This is a genomic window from Nonomuraea thailandensis (assembly GCF_024172165.1).
Taxonomy (GTDB): domain Bacteria; phylum Actinomycetota; class Actinomycetes; order Streptosporangiales; family Streptosporangiaceae; genus Nonomuraea; species Nonomuraea thailandensis.
Genome location: NZ_JAMZEB010000002.1, coordinates 2,387,797 through 2,405,959, shown reverse-complemented (window position 1 = coordinate 2,405,959; position 18,163 = coordinate 2,387,797). Strand labels below are relative to the sequence as shown.

At 74.2% G+C, this 18,163-nt stretch carries 16 protein-coding genes; 6 read left to right on the top strand and 10 right to left on the bottom strand.

What is annotated here, in order from left to right:
* Positions 1-5: 5 nt before the first annotated feature.
* The 3 genes from HD597_RS14975 to HD597_RS14965 are packed head-to-tail and all read left to right on the top strand — an operon-like array spanning position 6 to position 3,745.
* Positions 6-1,556 carry a hydantoinase/oxoprolinase N-terminal domain-containing protein gene (locus HD597_RS14975; RefSeq protein ID WP_253742761.1) on the top strand — a complete coding sequence of 517 codons (1,551 nt, stop codon included), beginning with the start codon at positions 6-8 and terminating at the stop codon, positions 1,554-1,556.
* Between the two features lie 3 nt (positions 1,557-1,559).
* Positions 1,560-2,630 carry an S-methyl thiohydantoin desulfurase family protein gene (locus HD597_RS14970; protein ID WP_253742760.1) on the top strand — a complete coding sequence of 357 codons (1,071 nt, stop codon included), beginning with the start codon at positions 1,560-1,562 and terminating at the stop codon, positions 2,628-2,630.
* The gene (locus HD597_RS14965; protein WP_253742758.1) at positions 2,627-3,745 is read left to right on the top strand and encodes an S-methyl thiohydantoin desulfurase family protein; all 1,119 of its coding nucleotides are present in this window, start codon (positions 2,627-2,629) and stop codon (positions 3,743-3,745) included. The genes HD597_RS14970 and HD597_RS14965 overlap by 4 nt, the downstream gene beginning before the upstream one ends.
* On the opposite strand, the gene HD597_RS14960 is transcribed toward HD597_RS14965, so the two are convergent.
* Positions 3,724-4,392 (bottom strand): HD domain-containing protein, encoded by a 669-nt coding sequence (locus HD597_RS14960; protein WP_253742757.1) that lies wholly within the window; start codon positions 4,390-4,392, stop codon positions 3,724-3,726. The genes HD597_RS14965 and HD597_RS14960 overlap by 22 nt on opposite strands.
* 164 nt (positions 4,393-4,556) lie before the next feature.
* Between HD597_RS14960 and HD597_RS14955 the strand changes: the two genes are divergently transcribed.
* Entirely contained in the window at positions 4,557-5,537 is a 981-nt protein-coding gene (locus tag HD597_RS14955; RefSeq protein WP_253742753.1) for a DUF1838 family protein, read from the top strand.
* A gap of 13 nt (positions 5,538-5,550) precedes the next feature.
* Here the strand turns inward: HD597_RS14955 and HD597_RS14950 are convergent, their stop codons facing one another.
* From HD597_RS14950 to HD597_RS14930, 5 genes are all read right to left on the bottom strand, one after another.
* Entirely contained in the window at positions 5,551-6,150 is a 600-nt protein-coding gene (locus tag HD597_RS14950; RefSeq protein WP_253742751.1) for a GTP-binding protein, read from the bottom strand.
* Positions 6,131-6,529, bottom strand: a complete 399-nt coding sequence (locus tag HD597_RS14945; protein ID WP_253742749.1) for a DUF742 domain-containing protein — start codon at positions 6,527-6,529, stop codon at positions 6,131-6,133. Before HD597_RS14945 ends, HD597_RS14950 begins: the two co-directional genes overlap by 20 nt.
* A complete protein-coding gene (locus tag HD597_RS14940; protein WP_253759359.1) occupies positions 6,526-6,957 on the bottom strand; it encodes a roadblock/LC7 domain-containing protein in 432 nt (143 codons plus the stop codon). The genes HD597_RS14945 and HD597_RS14940 overlap by 4 nt, the downstream gene beginning before the upstream one ends.
* Positions 6,957-9,344, bottom strand: coding sequence for a sensor histidine kinase (locus HD597_RS14935; protein ID WP_253742748.1), 2,388 nt, complete (start codon positions 9,342-9,344; stop codon positions 6,957-6,959). Before HD597_RS14935 ends, HD597_RS14940 begins: the two co-directional genes overlap by 1 nt.
* Positions 9,345-9,473: 129 nt before the next feature.
* Positions 9,474-9,671, bottom strand: a complete 198-nt coding sequence (locus tag HD597_RS14930) for a hypothetical protein (protein ID WP_253742747.1) — start codon at positions 9,669-9,671, stop codon at positions 9,474-9,476.
* Between the two features lie 82 nt (positions 9,672-9,753).
* On the opposite strand from HD597_RS14930, the gene HD597_RS14925 reads away from it, so the two are divergent.
* Positions 9,754-10,893, top strand: coding sequence for an S-methyl thiohydantoin desulfurase family protein (locus HD597_RS14925; RefSeq protein WP_253742746.1), 1,140 nt, complete (start codon positions 9,754-9,756; stop codon positions 10,891-10,893).
* A gap of 31 nt (positions 10,894-10,924) precedes the next feature.
* Positions 10,925-12,496, top strand: a complete 1,572-nt coding sequence (locus HD597_RS14920) for a PucR family transcriptional regulator (protein ID WP_253742743.1) — start codon at positions 10,925-10,927, stop codon at positions 12,494-12,496.
* A 54-nt stretch (positions 12,497-12,550) separates the two neighbouring features.
* On the opposite strand, the gene HD597_RS14915 is transcribed toward HD597_RS14920, so the two are convergent.
* The 4 genes from HD597_RS14915 to HD597_RS14900 form a co-directional block, all read right to left on the bottom strand.
* The gene (locus HD597_RS14915) at positions 12,551-15,370 is read right to left on the bottom strand and encodes a non-ribosomal peptide synthetase (protein WP_253742742.1); all 2,820 of its coding nucleotides are present in this window, start codon (positions 15,368-15,370) and stop codon (positions 12,551-12,553) included.
* Positions 15,360-16,064: a sulfotransferase family protein gene (locus HD597_RS14910; protein ID WP_253759358.1), complete on the bottom strand. Its 705-nt coding sequence runs from the start codon at positions 16,062-16,064 to the stop codon at positions 15,360-15,362. The genes HD597_RS14915 and HD597_RS14910 overlap by 11 nt, the downstream gene beginning before the upstream one ends.
* Before the next feature lie 119 nt (positions 16,065-16,183).
* Entirely contained in the window at positions 16,184-17,272 is a 1,089-nt protein-coding gene (locus HD597_RS14905) for a LacI family DNA-binding transcriptional regulator (RefSeq protein WP_253742741.1), read from the bottom strand.
* A gap of 23 nt (positions 17,273-17,295) precedes the next feature.
* The gene (locus tag HD597_RS14900; RefSeq protein WP_253742740.1) at positions 17,296-18,162 is read right to left on the bottom strand and encodes a PfkB family carbohydrate kinase; all 867 of its coding nucleotides are present in this window, start codon (positions 18,160-18,162) and stop codon (positions 17,296-17,298) included.
* Position 18,163: the final 1 nt, after the last annotated feature.

Genomic DNA, 18,163 nt, shown 5'->3' with positions numbered 1-18,163 from the left:
ATCACGTGCGTATCGGCATCGACGTGGGCGGCACCAACACCGACGCCGTCCTCCTGGACGGGCGGCAGGTGCTCGCCGCCGTCAAGACCAGCACCACCGCCGACGTCACGTCCGGCATCGTGGCCGCCATCGCGGGGCTGCAGGAGCAGCGGCCGTTCGACCCGGCGGACGTGCGGGCGGTGATGATCGGAACGACGCACTTCATCAACGCCCTGGTCGAGGCGCGCAGGCTGGCTCCGACGGCGGCGCTGCGGCTGAGCCTGCCCGCGGGGGCGTCGCTGCCGCCGATGGTCGACTGGCCCGGGCGGCTGATCGAGGCGGTGTCCGGTCGCGGCTACCTGGTGCACGGCGGCCACGAGTTCGACGGCAGGCACATCGCCGAGCTGGACGAGGCCGAGGTGCGCAAGGCCGCCGCCGACATGGGCCAGGCCGGGGTGCGCAGCGTCGCCATCACCTCGGTGTTCTCGCCGGTCAACGCCGAGTTCGAGGCGCGCGCGGCGGAGATCGTCGCCGCCGAGCTGCCGGACGCGGCCATCTCGCTGTCCTCCGAGATCGGCCGGATCGGGCTGCTGGAGCGGGAGAACGCCACCATCATCAACGCCGCGCTGCGCGAGCTGGCCGCGCACATCGTGGACGGCCTGGCCTCCTCGGTCAGCGGGGCGGGCATCACCGCGCCGCTGTACCTGAGCCAGAACGACGGCACGCTCATGGACGTGGACTTCGCCCGCCGCTACCCGGTGGCCACGTTCGCCTCGGGGCCGACCAACTCCATGCGCGGCGCCGCCGTGCTGTCCGGGCTGGACACCTGCGCGGTCGTGGACGTGGGCGGCACCACCAGCGACGTGGGCGTGCTGCGGCACGGCTTCCCCCGCGAGGCCACGACCGACGTGACCGTGGCCGGGATCCGCACCAACTTCCGCATGCCGGACGTGCTGTCCATCGGCATCGGCGGGGGCAGCCTGGTCCGCGACGCGGCCGTGGGCCCCGACTCCGTCGGCTACGAGCTGACCTCCAGGGCACTGGTGTTCGGCGGCGGCACGCTGACCGCCACCGACATCGCCGTGGCGGCGGGCCGGGCCGAGATCGGCGACCCCTCCCTGGTCGCGCACCTGGACAGGAGCCTGGTCGAGGCGGCGCTGCGGCGCATCGCCGACGACGTCGCCGACGTGGTGGAGCGCATGCGCACCTCCGCCGAGCCGCTCCCGGTCGTGGCCGTGGGCGGCGGCTCCGTGCTGCTGCCGGACGAGCTGGCCGGCGCGGGCGAGGTACGGCGGCCCGACCACTACGCCGTGGCCAACGCGATCGGCGCGGCCATCGCCCAGATCGGCGGCGAGGTGGACCGCGTGTACGCCGTCGAGCCCGGCCGCCGCGACGCCGTCGTGGACGCCGCCAAGCAGGAGGCCGTGGACCGGGCCGTGGCCGCCGGCGCGTCCCCCTCGACGGTGCGGATCGTGGACTTCGACGAGGTGCCGATCCCGTACCTGCCCGGCAACGCCACCCGCATCAGGGCCAAGGCCGTGGGCGAACTCCAGCTCACCGACGCGAAGGGACGCTGACACATGCGCGAGATCACCCTGGCGGACCTGGACGACATCGCGACCGGCGCCGCCGTCCTCGGCACGGGCGGCGGCGGCGACCCGCACATCGGCCGGCTGCTGGCCGCCTCCGCCGTGCGCGAGTACGGCCCCGTGAAGCTGTGCTCGCTGGAGGAGCTGCCCGACGACGCCGCCCTCGTACAGGTGGCCATGATGGGCGCGCCCACCGTGATGGTGGAGAAGCTGCCCTCGGTCGACCAGGTCTCCGCCGCGGCCGGCGCGCTGAGCGGCCACCTCGGCAGTGGCCTGACCCACATCGCCTGCGCCGAGGCCGGCGGCGTCAACTCGCTCATCCCGGTGGTCGCGGCGGCGCAGCTCGGGCTGCCGCTGGTGGACGCCGACGGCATGGGGCGCGCCTTCCCCGAGATCCAGATGGTCCTGCCCACCCTGTACGGCGTGCGCGCCACCCCCATGGCCATCGCCGACGAGAAGGGCAACCGTGCCGTCCTGGACACCGTGGACAACCACTGGGCCGAGCGCCTGGCCCGCTCCGCGACCATCGACATGGGCTGCTCCGCCATGATCAGCTCGTACGCGATGAGCGGCGCCCAGGCCCGCGACTCGCTCGTGCCCGGCACCCTCAGCCTCTGCGCCGAGCTGGGCAGGCTGGTCCGCGAAGCGCGAGCCGCGCACGCGGACCCGGTGGCCGCCGTGGTCGCCCGGCTGGGCGGCTCGACGCTGTTCACCGGCAAGGTGACCGACGTCGAGCGCCGCACCGTGACCGGCTTCGCCCGCGGCACCGCGACCCTGTCGGGCCTGGACGGCGACGCCGGGAGCGCGCTGACGCTGCGCTTCCAGAACGAGTACCTGGTCGCCGAGGTGGACGGGCGGGTGCGGGCGACCGTACCCGACCTGATCTGCACCCTGGACCGCGAGAGCGGCGAGGCCGTCACCACCGAGGCGCTGCGGTTCGGGCAGCGGGTGACGGTCATCGCCGCCCCCGCGGACCCGCGCTGGCACACCCCCGAGGGGCTGGCGCTGGCCGGGCCGCGGTACTTCGGCTACGACCTCGACCCCGTCGGGGCGAACGGATGAGCTGGGAGCTGACCGAGCAGGACCTGCCCGACCTGGCCCGCGGCGCCGCCGTCCTGGGCACGGGCGGGGGCGGTGACCCGTACGTCGGGCACCTGCTGGTGCGCGAGGCCATCCGCGAGCACGGCCCCGTCACCGTGCTCGACCCGGACGAGCTGGACGACGACACGCTGGTCATCCCCACCGCCCAGATGGGCGCGCCGACGGTGGTGCACGAGAAGCTGCCGCGCGGCACCGAGCCGGTCGCCGCGCTGCGCGCGCTGGAGGCGCACCTGGGCAGGAGGGCCGGCGCGACCATGCCGATCGAGTGCGGCGGCATCAACTCGATGATCCCGCTCGTCGTCGCCGCCAGGACCGGCCTGCCCGTCGTGGACGCCGACGGCATGGGGCGCGCCTTCCCCGAGCTGCAGATGGAGACGTTCGCGGTGTACGGGGTGCCGGGCTCGCCGATGGTCGTGGCCGGGGAGCGCGGCGAGACCACGATCATCGACACCGGCGCCGACAACGCGCGCATGGAGTGGCTGGCCCGCGGCGTCACGATCCGGCTCGGCGGCGTGGCGCACATCGCCGAGTACCCGATGACCGGCGCCCAGGTCAAGCGCACGGCGGTGCCGCGCACGCTGTCGCTGGCCCGGACCGTGGGCCGCACGCTCAGGCTGGCCAGGCAGGGCGCGTCCGACCCGGTCGCGGCCCTGGCCGAGGCCCTGCGCGACACCCTGTACGGGCACCTGCGCGTGTTGTTCTCCGGGAAGGTCACCGACGTCGAACGGCGCACCGAGGCGGGCTTCGCCCGCGGCAGGGCGGTGGCCGTGTCGTTCGACGGGCGGCACGAGCTGGAGCTGATGTTCCAGAACGAGCACCTGGTGGCGCTGGTGGACGGCCAGGCCCGCTGCGTCGTCCCCGACCTGGTGTGCGTGCTGGAGGCGGAGCAGGCCGAGCCGATCACCACCGAGAGCCTGCGGTACGGCCAGCGGATCACGGTCGTGGGCATCTCCACGCCCGCCCTCATGCGCACCCCGGAGGCGCTGGCGGTGTTCGGGCCGTCCGCGTTCGGCCTGCCGTACGCGTTCAGGCCCGTCGAGGAGGTCGTGTCCGGTCAGGCAGCCGGGGAGCCGTAGTCGTTCCAGCTCGGCTGCTGGGTCATCAGCTCCTGCCAGGTGGGCCAGCTCTGGCCGGTGTGCTGGCGCAGCAGCTCGCCGGTCAGGGTGAACGGCGGAGCCTTGTGGGGCTTGGCCAGGCCCTGGGCGACGATCGCGTCGTACAGGGCGGCTGAGCCGCGCAGGCGGGGAAGTGCCGCGTGGACGCGGTCGGCGTAACCGGCCGGGAGGGTGTAGGGCCCCTGGGGGCCGAGGTCGAAGCCGGCGCCCGCCGAGACGAGCGCGATCTCCGGCCGCTTGCGCAGGGCGATGTCGGGGTGCAGGTGCAGGGCGATGGCGTCCCAGACGACCTCCAGGCGCTCGGGCGGCACCCCGAGGCCGGTGAGGAAGGTGACGGCGTGGTCGGCGCCGTCGATGTCGAACGGCTGCTCGCTGTCGCCCAGCGCCGTCTCGCCCAGCCCCGCGTCGTGCAGCACGCAGCCGAGGAACAGCAGCTCGTCGTCGTAGTCGAGGCCGGGGTGCTGCCCCTGCTGCTCGCCGATGAAGCGGCCGAACAGGTAGGTGCGCATGCTGTGGTTGAAGATGGCCGGATCCTCGATGTCCCTGGCGTGCCGCATCGCGGCCGTGGCGAGGTCGGTGCGGGGGAAGGGCAGGGAGTCGTGTTCCACCGGAGTTCCTTTCGCGAACCTTCAGGCTGCCTGAAGCCTAGTCCATGCTTCAGGCAGCCTGAAAGTGGGGATCCGGCGATGGCGCGGCACGGCTCCGGACGGGGCTGGACAACGCGTCTCGCCGCATGATCACAATATGGCGCTGTTCGATTGAAAGGCCGAAAGTGATCAGAAAAGGCATCGCGGGGCTGCTCGCCCCGATCGCCATACTTCTCAGCACCAGCGTCACGGGTGCTTCCGCGCAGGACGGAACCCCCGCGCCCACCCATCCCGGACCGGTCTACGCGACCGTCACCGACCCGGGCGCGAAGCTGTCGTTACAGACGTTCGGGCGTCCGGACGGCAAGGACATGGTCTTCCGGATCTCCGGATCGGTGTACGCCAACATCGAGGGCAACAGCCTGGACCCGGCCATGCGGCACGGCCAGAAGCTGTTCAACATCGAGGGGTACAACATCCGGCGGCTGTACCGGGCCCCCGACACCAACCAGCTCTACCAGCTCTCCCGCGAGATCGTCTTCTACACCGACCCGGCGGATCCGCGACGGGTCCTGCGGGAGTGGAAGAACCCGATCGACGGCAGGACGTACCCGGTCATCCCCATCAACAACGACACGGTGAACTTCGGCCCGTTCACGATCACCTCCGCCTACGCCGGCCCGCCGCTGCAGCAACTGCACGACGAGACGGTGTGGACCAGCGACATCCCCGTCCGCACGAACTTCGCCACCACGCTCGGCGAGAGCTTCGGCCTGACCGGCGGCGTGTACGCCGCCCAGGAGATGTTCGACTTCTCCGTCGACGAGCGCGAGGTCGAGGAGCGCACGCGGTCCGGCGTGCCCACCGGCGCGATGGAGACGAAGATCAGCTGGGCGCGGACCAGCCCGTGGGCGCCGTTCATGTGCCTGCCCGAGACCGACGTGCGCGGTCAGCTCACCTACCACGCCCGGAGCTGGTCCCTGGACTCCTACGGCCAGATCGAGCCGTGGCTGCGGGCCGAGATCGAGACGGGCTACCCGCTGTACAAGTCCGCCCCCAGCGCGCCGGGGGCGAGCGAGAACTCCTGGACGTCCTTCTACAACAAGCAGCTCGGCAAGGGCGTCACCACCTGGGCGGGGTGGTGCGCGGCCAACGGCCGCGCCTGAGCACCCGATCCGGTCACGGCACGGGGTGCGGTGCGGTGCGGGCCCTGGCGGCCATCAGATGGTCGATGAGCGCCAGCAGCACATCGCGCCCCTCCTTCCGGTCACGGGCGTCACACAGGACCAGGGGCACCTGCGGGTCCAGGTCGAGCGCCTTGCGGATCTCCTCCTGCGACCGGTCCCTGACCCCGTGGAAGCAGTTGACGCCGACGACGAAGGGGATGCCGCGGCTCTCGAAGAAGTCGATGGAGGCGAAGCTCACCTCCAGCCGGCGGGTGTCGACCAGGACGACCGCGCCCAGCGCGCCGTTGACGAGGTCGTTCCACATGAACCAGAAGCGCTCCTGCCCCGGCGTGCCGAACAGGTAGAGCACCAGGTGGTCGTTGATGGTGATGCGGCCGAAGTCCAGCGCGACGGTGGTGGTGGACTTGCCGCTCACGCCGTCCAGGTCGTCGACGCCGACGCTGACGTGGGTCAGGTACTCCTCCGTACGCAGCGGGGCGACCTCGCTCACCGCGCCCACCATGGTCGTCTTCCCGACGCCGAACCCGCCGGCGATCAGGATCTTCACCGCCAGGGGCGCATCGTCCCCCTGGTCAGAGTTTGCGTAACCCATCCCTCACCGCCTCAAGGATTGCCATGTCCGGGTAACCGCCTGCCTGCGCGAAGGCCAGCGGTGGCCGGGCCCGCACCTGACCCGACTCGATCAGATCACCGATGAGGATCTTGGTCACCGACACCGGCAGGTCCACCGCCGCGGCGATCTCCGCCACCGCCAGCGGGCGCCCGCACAGCCCGTGGATGGCGCGGTGCTCCGGCTGCCATCGCCGCTGGCCGCGCCCGGTCTCCTCCAGAGCGTCGGACAGCGCCGCCACCACGGTGATCAGCGCCAGGTCCTCCCGCCCGGCGGCGGTCCGCCCGCCGGTGATCGTGTAAGGACGGACAAGGGGTTCGTCGGCGTCGTCGTCGGCGAACCCCTCCGTCCAGTGTTTCATCCGTGTCCCCAGACATCGTGGCCCTGCGGGGTGCGCGCGTCGGTGCCCAGCTTCTTGCCGACCTGCTGGATCAGGGTGTGCATGGCCACGCTCATGAGCTCGGCGTCGACCTCCTGGGAGGCGACCACGGCCAGGTGGGTGCCCCGGCCGGCGGCGGTGATGAACAGCCACAGGTCGGCCATCTCGATGATGACCTGGTGGACCTGCCCGCCGCCGAAGAGCTGTCCGGCGCCGCGGGCCAGGCTCTGCTGGCCGGTGGCGATCGCGGCCAGCCGTTCGGCGTCCGCGCGTTTGATGGTCCGCGACCGGCTGATCACCAGGCCGTCGTCGGACAGCACGATGGCGTGCCGGGTGCCCGCGACTTGATCGACCAGGCCGTCCAGCAGCCAGTCCAGGTCCGTGTCGGTGGCGGTGGTGCGCTGCGTCATCATCGATCTTCCGTCGTCGGGGAGGTGGGTTCGGGGGATCCGCCCGGCGGGGTCTGGGAGACGTCCTCGCCGGTGCGGCGCTTTCTGGACTGCCGTTGGAAGGCGCCGATCATGGCGCCGGATCGGCCGGGTTGCTCGGGTGCGGTCCAGCTCTCCTGGCCGCCGCCGTCATCGGCGTCCGCCGGGACCCGGAGTTCTTCGGCCAGGCTCGCCTGGCGTACGCGCTGAGGGAGCGGCCGGGGGCCGGACGCCTCCGGCGCGCCAGGGGCGGCTGTGACGGGCGCCTCCGGCGAGCCGGGGGCGGCCGTGACGGAGGCCATCGCGCGGCCCCTGGCCCTGGTCGGGAGCGCCGCGTTCCGCTCCAGCGGGGACGGGGGCCGCGTGACCGCGTCCGCGGGGGCCGGCTCCTCGGGGACCGGCTCCGTACGCGGGCGGTCCACCACCAGCGTCTCCGAGAGGAGCACGATGACCCGGGTGCCGCCGAAGGCCGACGAGCGCAGCTCCACCTGCAGGCCCAGGCTCGCGGCCAGCCGGGCCACCACGTACAGGCCCAGGCGCACGTCGTCGGCGTGCGTCATCATGTCGAGCTGCGGCGGCGCCTGCAGCAGGGCGTTGACGGCGTCGTACTGCTCGGGCTCCATGCCCAGGCCGCGGTCCTCGATCTCCACGGCGACGCCCCTGCTGACGGGCGCGGCCCGCACCTCGACGGGGGTCAGCGGCTTGGAGAAGGTGGTGGCGTTCTCCATCAGCTCCGCCAGGACGTGGATCAGCGGGCCCACCGCGCGCTCGGCGATCCAGGGCTCGCCCTCGACGTCGATCGAGATCCGGCGGTAGTCCTGGACCTCGCTCTGCGCGGCCCGCAGCACGTCGAGCAGGCGCACCGGCCTGCGCCAGCGGCGCTGCGGCTGGCCGCCGCCGAGGATCACCAGGTTCTCCTCGTAGCGGCGCAGCCGGGCCGTCAGGTGGTCCAGGTCGAACAGTCCCTCCAGCACCTCGGGGTCCTCGTGCTTGCGTTCGAGCTCGTCCAGCTTCTTGAGCTGCAGGCCGATGAGGATCTGGGTGCGGCGGGCGATGCGCTGGAGCATGCGCTGGAAGCCGCGGTGCTGTTCGGCCTGCCGCACCGCGGTGCGCACGGCGCTGCGGCGGGCCAGGTTGAGCGCCTGCCCGAGCTCGCCGAGCTCGTCGCCGGTGGGCTCGATCATGCGTACTTCGGCGTCCGCGTCGACGTCCTCGCCGCGCTCCAGGCGGGCGACCACGTCGGGCAGCCGCTCCTGGAGCTCCTGGGCGTCGTGGCGCAGGTGCAGGATGCGCCGCCGGAGAACGGACGTCAGCCGCCAGCTCGTGAAGACCACCAGGCCCAGGGCGAGCAGGCCCACGGTGGAGATGCTGACGAAGACCGTGAAGATCATGTCGGCGTGGCCGTAGCCGACGCTGCCGAGATGCGCGAAGCGCAGGCCGACCAGCTCGCGCAGCTGCCCGGTGACCGTCTCCGCCGAGGAGCGCCACTCGCTGCTGTCGTCGCGCAGCCGCACCTGGTCGCCGTCGGCGAGCGACAGCCGCCCTTCCACGGCGGTCATGGTCCGCCAGGCCTGGCCGTCGGTCATCGTCGCGTACCGGGTCTCCTCGCCCGTCAGAACGGGCACCACCCGGGCGTGCATGAGGTGGTTCCTGGTGCCGGCGGCCTCGGTGACGATGTTGTACTCGCTCCTCGTCAGCTTCCCGGCCGGCCAGCCGCGGGCCAGGACGGCGTCCTCGCGGCCGACCATGTCGACGATCCAGAGCAGATCGACCAGGGGCTGCGCCGTGGTGTTCACCTGGCCCTCGCCGGTGTTGCTGAGGGCGGCCACCACGCCGAGGCCCGACTCGATGACGCCGCTGTAGTACTCGAACGCCTGCCGGCCGCTGGACCAGCCCGAGTCCACCGCCCGGCGCTGCTGGTCGAGGAGGCCGAGCTCGCGTCCGGTCCTGGTCAGGGCTTCGGCGAGCCCCTCCTGCGCGTCGGCGGGGTTCAGCGTCGTGAGGGGGCGGAAGGCACGCACGGCCCGGTCGGTCGCGGCCCGCTGCTCGGTGAGCCTGTCACGCGCGCCGCCGCCGCGGGCGGCCTGCACCTGCGCGGTGAGCCTGCGCTCCTGGTCCAGCGCGAAGAACAGCTCGGTCGCCGGCCTGCCGACCGTCGTGGTGGCCAGGTCCATCTGGACCTGCTCCGTCTGCCACTGCCCGAAGAGCTGCGACATGCCCGACGCCAGCAGCGGGGTGAACGTCACGGTCGGGACGATCACCACGACGAGCAGCACCGTACGCAGGCGCAGCCGGCGCACGCCCGCCCGCTCGCCCGTGCCGTTCAGGGTTCCCGTTGGCTGTCGCCTGCCCCTGCTCCATTCAGCCACGTGCAGGACACTCTCCTCGCCGATCGGTGAAGCCCAGGACAGAAGATCGCCATACAGGCGATCGGTGCCCGATCGTAGCCATACGGCAGTTGAACCGGAAAGTCCCTCTTTCCTGACCGAGATCCACCGTCACAAACCGGTGGCCGCGCGGGCGACGGCGCTCTCCGGCCAGGCGCAGGCGGCCGCCGCCACGGGGGCCAGGAGGATCGGCCCCGCGATCCGTCCGGCCTTCCTCCAGCGGGGCTGCGCCGCGGGTGCCCGGGCGGCGAAGACCCGCTCCCTGACCAGCACGGCGTGGCAGGTCGCGCCGGCCGCCATCTCTTCCATGAACACCCCGGTCGGCGCGCCGTGATGCGCGGGCCCCCTGAGGCTTGTCCCTGGTACGCGCCGCGTACGGCAAGCTGTGGGCATGCTGCGCATCGAGTGGCCGGACGTGGACGCGCTGGAGCGGGGCGTGGCCGTGCTCGGCTCCGGAGGCGGCGGCGACAGCCGCACCGCGGCCACGCTGCTGCGCAGGCGGCTGGCCGACGGCCTGGACGTCGCCGTGCGCCCGCTCGACGCCCTGCCGCCCGAGGCGCGGGTCGTGCCGGTGGGCGTGGTCGGCGCGACCGCCGTCTTCGCCGAGAAGCTGCCCGGCGGGCACGAGGTCGCCGCCGCCGTGGCGGCCATCCAGCGCTGGACGGGCGAGCGCGCCGACGCGCTGATCTCCATCGAGATCGGCGGGCTGAACGGCGTCCTGCCACTGGTGGCCGCCTGCGACCTCGGCCTGGGCGCGGTGGACGCCGACCTGTCGGGGCGCGGGCTGCCGCGGCTGGACCAGCTCTCCCTGGCCGCCGCCGGCCGCCCGCTCACCCCGGCCGCGCTGGCCGAGCCGAGCGGTCAGGTGCTCGTGCAGAGCACCGGCGCGCCCGCCGACCTGGAGCGCACCGCCCGCACCTTCCTGCCCGCCGCGGGCGGCTGGGCGGCGCTCGCCCTCGCGCCCGTCCCGGCGCGCGAGCTGGCCGCCTGCTGCGTGACCGGCTCCGTGTCCGGCGCGGTACGGCTGGGGCGGCGGATCCTCGCCCTCGGAGAGTCACCCGACCCCGGCCGGCTGGCCGACGCCACCGGAGGGCGGGTGCTGTCCGTGGGGCGCGTGGTGGAGGTCACCCGGCGGCCGGGCCCGGAGGTGCACGGGCGGCCGGGGTTCGCGCGCGGCAGCGTCACCCTGGCCGGGCACGCGTCGGGGGAGCTGCTGCGGGTGGAGATGGAGAACGAGTACCTGCTCGCGCTGCGTGACGGGCTCGTCGTGGCGTCCACGCCTGACGTGATCGCGGTGCTGGACCGGCGGACCGCGGTGCCGATCGCGGGGGATCTGGTACGGGTGGGTATGGAGGTCATGGTGCTGCAGGTGGCGATCTCGGCGTTCTGGACCGATCCAGGCAGGATCGCCGTCCTCGCGCCGCGCGCCTACGGGCTGGACTCCGACCCCGTGCTGCTGGAGCGGGACGGGCAGTCCGCCGGTGCGGGCGCCCGGCCTGGCGGCGGTGCGGGGCTGGGGGCGGGGGCGTGATCGGCTCGCGGGGACGTCTGGAGGTGGGCCGATGACCAGCGTGCGCAGGCTGCTGGCGCTGCCCGAGTGGAGCGGTCAGGTGCGGGTGCTCGCCGGGGCGGCCGGGCTCGACGCGCCGGTACGCGCCGTCCGGGCCGTCGCCGACCCGGCAGCCGGTCACGAGGCGGGGGCCGACGAGCTGATCATCGTCACGGTCCCGCCGCGGCCCGCCGACTGGCGCGTGGACGCGCTGCTGCGCCGGGTGGTGGACGCAGGCGGCGCGGGCGTGCTCGTCCCCTGCGGCCCCGCGACGGGCGCGGGCGGCGCGGCGAGCAGCGGGGCCACGGCGGGCGCGGAGGTGTCGCGGGCGACGTCGCTGCTGGCCGACCGGCTCGGGCTGCCGCTGCTCGGCGCCGTGGGCGGCGACCCCCTGGACCTGGTCGTCGCGGCCCGGCTGCTGCTGGCCGAGCCGGAGATCGACCGCGCCCGGCTCGTGCTGGCCGCGCACCGCGCCTTCGACAACCGCACCCGCTCCCCCGAGGACGTGGTGCGCGAGCTGGCCGACCTGCTCGGGGTGCCGGTGGCGCTGCTCGACGACCGCGGGGCGCCGCTGGCCGGGGAGATCGCCGAGCCCGGAGCCGTGCGCGTGGACGAGTTCGTCCCGCAGCGGGCGGCGCTGGCCGACGGGCTGCTGTTGGCCCATCCGGCGCTGCTGCCGCACCCGGCGCGGCCGGGGCTCTGGCTGGTGGCCGAGCTGCGGGGCACGGCGGCGGCGCGGGCCGAGATCGTGCCGCCCGCCCTGGCCGTGGCCGCCGCCGCGGTGCAGCGCTGGCTGCTGGTGCACCGCGTGGAGCTGGAGCGCGACGCGCGGGCCCGTACCGCGCTGCTGGGCGACCTGCTGCGGCTGGACGCCGAGCCCTCGGCCCAGTTGCGCAGGCGGGTGGCCGACGCGGGATGGCAGCTCGGCGGCTGGCACGTCGGCCTGCGCATCGGCGCCGTCCCCGCGCTGGATCTGGTGCCGTGGACGGCGGAGATCTCCCGCGTCCTGCGCGCGGAGGGCGTCGAGGCGGTGGTCGTCGAGCACGGCGAGGGATGGACGGGCTGGACCACGTTCGCCCAGGAGCCCACGCCCGCGCGGGTGCGCGCCCTGGCGGCCAGGCTGCGCGCCGCCCACAGGAAGCTGCGCGGCTCGATCGCCGACCACATGGGGGTCGGCCGCCCGCACCCCTGGCCGGAGGGGCTGGCCGGCACGGTGGCGGAGGCCACGGACGCGGCCAGGCTCGCCGCGACCCGCCCGGAGGCGGGCTTCTTCCTTCAGGTGGACCAGCTCGGCATGGCGCAGCTCCTGCTGGAGTGGACCAGGACCGACACGTTCGAGCCCGCCGCCCGCGCGCTGCTCGCGCCCCTGCGCGACCAGCCGGGCGACCTCCTCCGTACGCTGTCGGCCTACCTGGACGCGGAGTCGTCGATCGCGGAGACCGCCGCCGTGCTCGGGGTGCACCGCAACACCGTGGCGGGCCGCATCGACCGCGTGGAGCGGCTGCTGGGCGTGGACCTCGGCCACCGGGACGAGCGCCTGGCCCTCCACCTGGCCTGCCGCACGGTCACCCTGCCCGGCCGCTGACCCGCCGCCGCAGGAGGCCCGCCGCAGAAGGCCGCCACAGGAGGCCGCCGAAGGTCAGTGATCGCGCAGGCAGCGGTCCAGTTCGGCGCGCAGGACGCGCTGGAAGGCGTCCACGTGGTGGGCGTTCATGAGGGTGTAGTGCTCGCCGGGCACCTCCAGGTACCGGTTCTCGCCCCGGGTGAAGTCGTCCCATCTGCGCAGGTCGTTGTCGAGCCAGTCCTGCTTGGTGCCGCGCAGCGGGATGGCGTAGAAGACGCTGACCGAGGCGACGGTGCCGCTCGGCTCGTAGGAGCGGCCGGCCCGTACCAGGGACTGGGCCAGGTCCACCCACGCGGCGAACTGGTCGCGATCGAGGTCGAGCTCGGACAGCCGGCGCTTTGAGGCCGCGGCCATGATGCGGTCGATCTGGCGCTGCGCGGGCAGGTCGCGGAGCGCCGGTTGCAGCGCGCCGGCCTCGGCCGGCGCGAGCAGGTCGAGGAAGAGCGCCAGGTGCAGGGCGCCCTCGGTGAAGTCGAGCTCGTTCATGCGCCGCCGGATGTGCGGCGGCAGGTTGAAGATGCCGACGAAGTCGACCCGCTCCCCCAGCCTCTCCAGGGCCTTGGCGATCTCGAACGCGACCGCGCCGCCGTAGGAGTAGCCCGCGATCGCGTACGGCCCGGCGGGCTGGCGCAGCCGGATCGCGTCCACGTAGCAGGAGACCATCTCCTCGAAGCTGCCGAAGTGCGGCTCCCCCGGGCCGAAGCCGCGCGCCCGCAGGGCGTGGAACGGGCGCTCGCCGGTGAAGTAACCGGCGAGGTTGACGAAGACGAGCACCTCCCCCACGCCGGGGTGCACGCAGAACAGCGGCGTGCCCGCACCGCTCTGCTGGAGCGGCACGACCGGGTCGTAGGGGGCGTGCCGCCCGGTTCCGCCGTCCAGGAGCGCGGCCAGCGCCCGGACGGTGGGCGCGCGCAGGATCGCCGTGGCGGGCAGGTCGCGGCCGGGGAAGTCGCGGCGCAGGCGCTGCTTGAGCCGCAGCACGTCCAGGGAGGTCCCGCCCAGCTCCAGGAAGTTCGCGGTCGCGCCGACCTCGCCCGGCCGCAGCCCGAACAGGTCGGCGTAGACGCGGGCGACGGCCCGTTCGGCGCCGTCGCGCGGCGGGAGGTGCGCGCCGCGCCGCCGCCCGGTCAGCTCGGCCGCCCACCGCTGCCGCGCGGCGAACTCGCCCTCGTCCAGCCGGCGGCGCAGCAGCGCCCGCTGGATCTTGCCGAGCGCGGTCCTGGGCAGCTCGGACGCGGGCAGCGGCAGGATCACCGCCAGCCGCGTGCCCCACAGCCGCGCGACCTTGTCGCGCACGGCCACCAGCGCCCGCCGCACCCCCTCCCCGTCGGAGAGCGGCACGTTCGGCGTGAAGACGACGGCCGGCCGCTCGGTGTCGTCGCCGGGTCGCCGTACCGGGAAGGCCGCCACGCAGGTGTCCCGCACCTCCGGCAGCGCGCCGAGGGCCGCCTCCACCTCCTGGCAGGGGTGGTTGACGCCGTTGACGATGATGCTGTCCTTGCTGCGGCCGGTCAGGCTGAGCCCTCCGCCGGACAGGCGGCCGCGGTCCCCCGTGCGGAACCAGCCGTCGCCCGTGAACGCCGCCGCGCTCGCCTCCGGGTCACCGGCGTAGCCGCCGAAGACCATGGGGCCGCTCACCTGCAGCTCGCCTTCCGCCTCCGCGGGCAGGGGCGCGTCGCCCCCGTCCGTGATCCGGACGCCGAAGCCGGGGATCGGCGGGCCGAGCGAGGCGAACTCCCTTCCCTCGTCGGCCTCCGGGAACGCGAGGTTCATGGTGCTGCCCGCACACGTCTCGGTCATCCCGAACGCGGGCACGACGGCGCCGGGCCGCAGCCCGTACGGGGCCAGGGCCTCCAGGAACCGCCGGGCGGTGGCGCAGACGACCGCCTCGCCGCCGGACAGGATGTGGCGCAGCGCCGACAGGTCGAGCTCCGGGCCGCCCTCGGGCGGCGGCAGTGCCTTGTTGATCTCGCCGAAGAGGAAGTTGGGGGCGAAGGTCAGGGTGACGCCGTGCTGCGAGGCCAGGTGGAGGAAGCGCAGCGGGTCGCCCAGCACGTACGGCGGCGCGGCCTGGACCTGGGACGCGCCCAGCGACAGGGGCAGCAGGTGGCCTTCGATGGCGGCGATGTGGTCGAAGGCGATCCAGTTCATCATCACGTCGCCGGGGTGGCACGCCAGCCGTTCCGCCTTGCCGGCCAGCGAGGCGAGAAGGTTGGCGTGGGTGAGCGGCACGGCCTTGCTGTCGCCCGAGGAGCCGGACGTCAGCATCAGCACCGCCACGCCGTCCGGCGCCGGCTCGCGCGCCTCTCCCGCACCGGGCGCTGCGCCGGAAGGCTCCCGCGCGGCCCCCGATCGGCCGGAGGTCGTGCCGTGCAGGTCCTCGACCAGGGCCACCCTGCGGCCGGGCAGTGGCGGCAGGGCGGGCAGGAGGTTCCCGGCGGTCACGATCGGCGGGTCGCCCAGCAGCCGTCCGACGTGCTCCAGCCGCGCCGCCCACCGCGCGGTGTCCCCCTGCGGCGGCGCCATGGGGCACGGTGTCAGCCCGCCGAGCACGCAGGCCCAGAAGGCGGGCACCACGTCCGGCGCGCGCTCCAGCACCAGCACGACCTCGGCTCCGGGCCGCAGCCCCAGCCCGTCCAGCCCGGCGAGCATCCGGCAGGCCAGCTCGTGCAGGCCGGCGTACGACTGGGCGGTGACCGCTCCGCCCTCGTCCACGTACCGCAGCCCTCGCTCCGGCCCGCTCTCGGCCGCGCGCCGCAACAACCCGGCCAGGCCGCCGCACTCGGCCGAGAGCCGCCGCGGCTCCCCCGGGCCGCCGCTCGCGTCACCGGCCATCGGTCCAGCCCGCGTCGTCCCGGCCGGCGCGGGTCCGGCCTGCCGTCCGCAGGCTGTCGAGTTTGTGGCGGACGGCGTCGCCGTCGTTCAGCCTGGGGAACGGCTCACGAGGCGGCCTCACCCCCAGGAACGCGCACAGCGGCCCCCACCCCTGGCACACGTCGAAGACCAGCAGCCGCTCGGCGGGCAGCCCCTCCTGGACGGCGGCGGCGTGCCGGGCGAACCCCGCGACCGCCCGCGCCTCGTCCGGCACCCAGTCGGGCCCGGGCCGGACGCCGTCGAAGGTGGCGCAGGCGATGTGCCGCAGCAGCGGCAGGAGCGGGGCGAAGGCCTCCTCGAACGCGTCGCCCCCGCCACGGGCGGCGGCGATCGCGGCGGCCCGGCGGCCGACCATGGCGCGGAAGCTGGCGTACCAGCGGGCCGGGTCGCGTACGGTCAGGACGACCTTGGCCTCGGGAAAGACAGCCGCCAGCTCCCGCCAGTAGAAGCTCACCGGCCAGTCGATCGCCGACCGGTACCCGGCGAGCACCCGCTCCCACCCGGCCCGGTCGGCCGGCGCGGCCGGCAGCCAGCGGCCGATGAGCTCGGGGTGGTCGAAGAGCTCGAACATGTGGTGGCAGCGCCCGAAACCGAGCCGCTCCAGTGCCGCCTTCAGCGACAGGGTGCCCGTCCTGGGCAGCCCCGCCCCGATCACCTCGATCAACTCTCCGCCTCCGTCCGATCACTCTTAGTATTAGGACGAAGGGGTCGATTTATGGCCGGGGTGGCGGAAAGGATCGGTCAGGTGCGCGGCCGGGTGGGCGGCCCGCGCGGTCAGGTGCGCGGCGGCGCGACCGAGGAGCGCTGGATGAGCCGGGAGCGCAGGGTGTGCATCTCGCGCGCGGGCTCGGCCCCGCCGAGGATGTCGAGCAGGACCTGGGCCGCCTTGGCGCCCAGCTCGTGCACCGGCTGCGCGATCATCGTGAGCGGCGGCTCCATCACCGCCGCCCACGCGCTGTCGTCGAACCCGATCAGCGCCACGTCGTCCGGGTACGACAGCCCGGCCTTGCGCAGCGCGCGCAGCGAGCCGGTCATGCCGTCGGTCTCGGAGCAGAACACGGCGGTGACCCGGTCGGGCAGCGCGAGCATGCGGCCGACCTCGGTGACGACCCGCTCCTCGGTCTTCGGCCCGACCATCACGAGCTGCGGGTCGAACGGGATGTGCGCGTCGTCGAGGGCGTCGAGGTAGCCGCGCAGCCGCTCGCCGTCGGTCCACAGGTTGCGCGAGGCCGCCGTCAGCAGCTCGCGCCTGGTGGCCGGCGGCCGGTCCACCGGAGGCCCCCAGACGAAGCCGATGCGCCGGTGCCCGGCGGCGATGAGCACCTCCACCGCCTCGCGGGCGGCGTCGCGGTTGTCGATGACGACGGAGTCGAGGTCGAGCGCGGAGACGGCGCGGTCGACGAGCACGACCGGGATGCCCCGGTCGATGGCGGCCTTGAGGTGCGCGACCTGGTCGCGGCCGAGCGCGGCCGAGGCCACGATGACGCCGTCGACGCGCTTGTCGATGAGCACGTTGGCCGCCGCCACCTCCTCCTGGAGGTTCTCGTACGTGCTCAGCACGATCACGTCGAACCCGCGCGCCCGCGAGGTGTCGGAGACGCCCCGCAGCAGCCCGGCGAAGAACGGGTTGCCGATGTCGGCCACGATGACGCCCAGGGTGTGGCTCACCCCGGTGGACATGCTGCGCGCGAGCGCGTTGGCGCGGTAGCCGAGCTTCTCGGCCGCCGCCAGCACGCGGGCGCGCAGCTCGGGGCTGACGTATCCGTAACCGCCCAGCGTGCGCGCGGCCGTGGCCCTGCCCACGCCGGCCTCCGCCGCCACCTCGGAGATCGTCGGCCCCGCCTGGCCGCGGTCAGTCGGCATGGATCCCGTCCCTCGTCACTGAATCATGCTAGCCACGCGGTGGCACGGCCGTGCCCGAAGGCGCCTTCGACGAAGCACTGCGCGTGCGCCGCCTGCGCGCCCCCGTGCAGCGCCCGCTCGATCGCGGCCGGGGCCGCCGGGCGGCCGGCGGCCCAGCCCTCGCGCAGCAGCGAGACGGCGAACCCGGCGAGGAACGCGTCGCCGCAGCCCATCGTGTCCACGATGTCCTCGGCGAGCCAGGCCGGGGCGGACACGGTGACGTCGCCGTCATGGGCGAAGGCGCCGGCCACGCCGCGGGTGCCGAGCGCGAGCCCGGCTCCCCGGCGCACGGCCTCGGCGAGCAGGTCAGCCGTGGCGTCCTCGTCGAGGTGGGAGCAGGACAGCAGCACCAGGTCGGCGTGCGGGCAGACCCGGTCGAGGTAGGCCGGGTCGCGGTACTCCTCCTCGCTGGACAGGTCGAAGCTGACCAGCGGGCCGAGCCCGGCCAGCTTGGGCAGCTCGGGCTCGCTGTGGGAGTAGACGCTGGAGTGCACCAGGTCGAAGCCGCCCAGGTAGCCGAGCAGGTCCGCGTCCAGCTCCAGCGGCTCGCGCACGGTGACGCCGCCGCCGTTCCAGCCGAGGAAGACGCGCTCGCCGTCGTCCACCCGCAGGCGGGAGACGCCGCTCTCACCCGGGCGCACGACGCAGCGGTCCACGGCCACGCCTTGGGCGGCGATGGAGCCGCGCAGGAACGCGCCGAGCCCGTCGTCGCCGAAGACCCCGAGGTAGGCCGACTCGACGCCGAGCCTGCGGGCGTAGACGGCGACGTTGACGCTGTTGCCGCCGGGGTAGTCGATGCCCCGGTCGACGAACCGGTCGACGATGTTGTCGCCGAAGCCGAGCACTCTCATC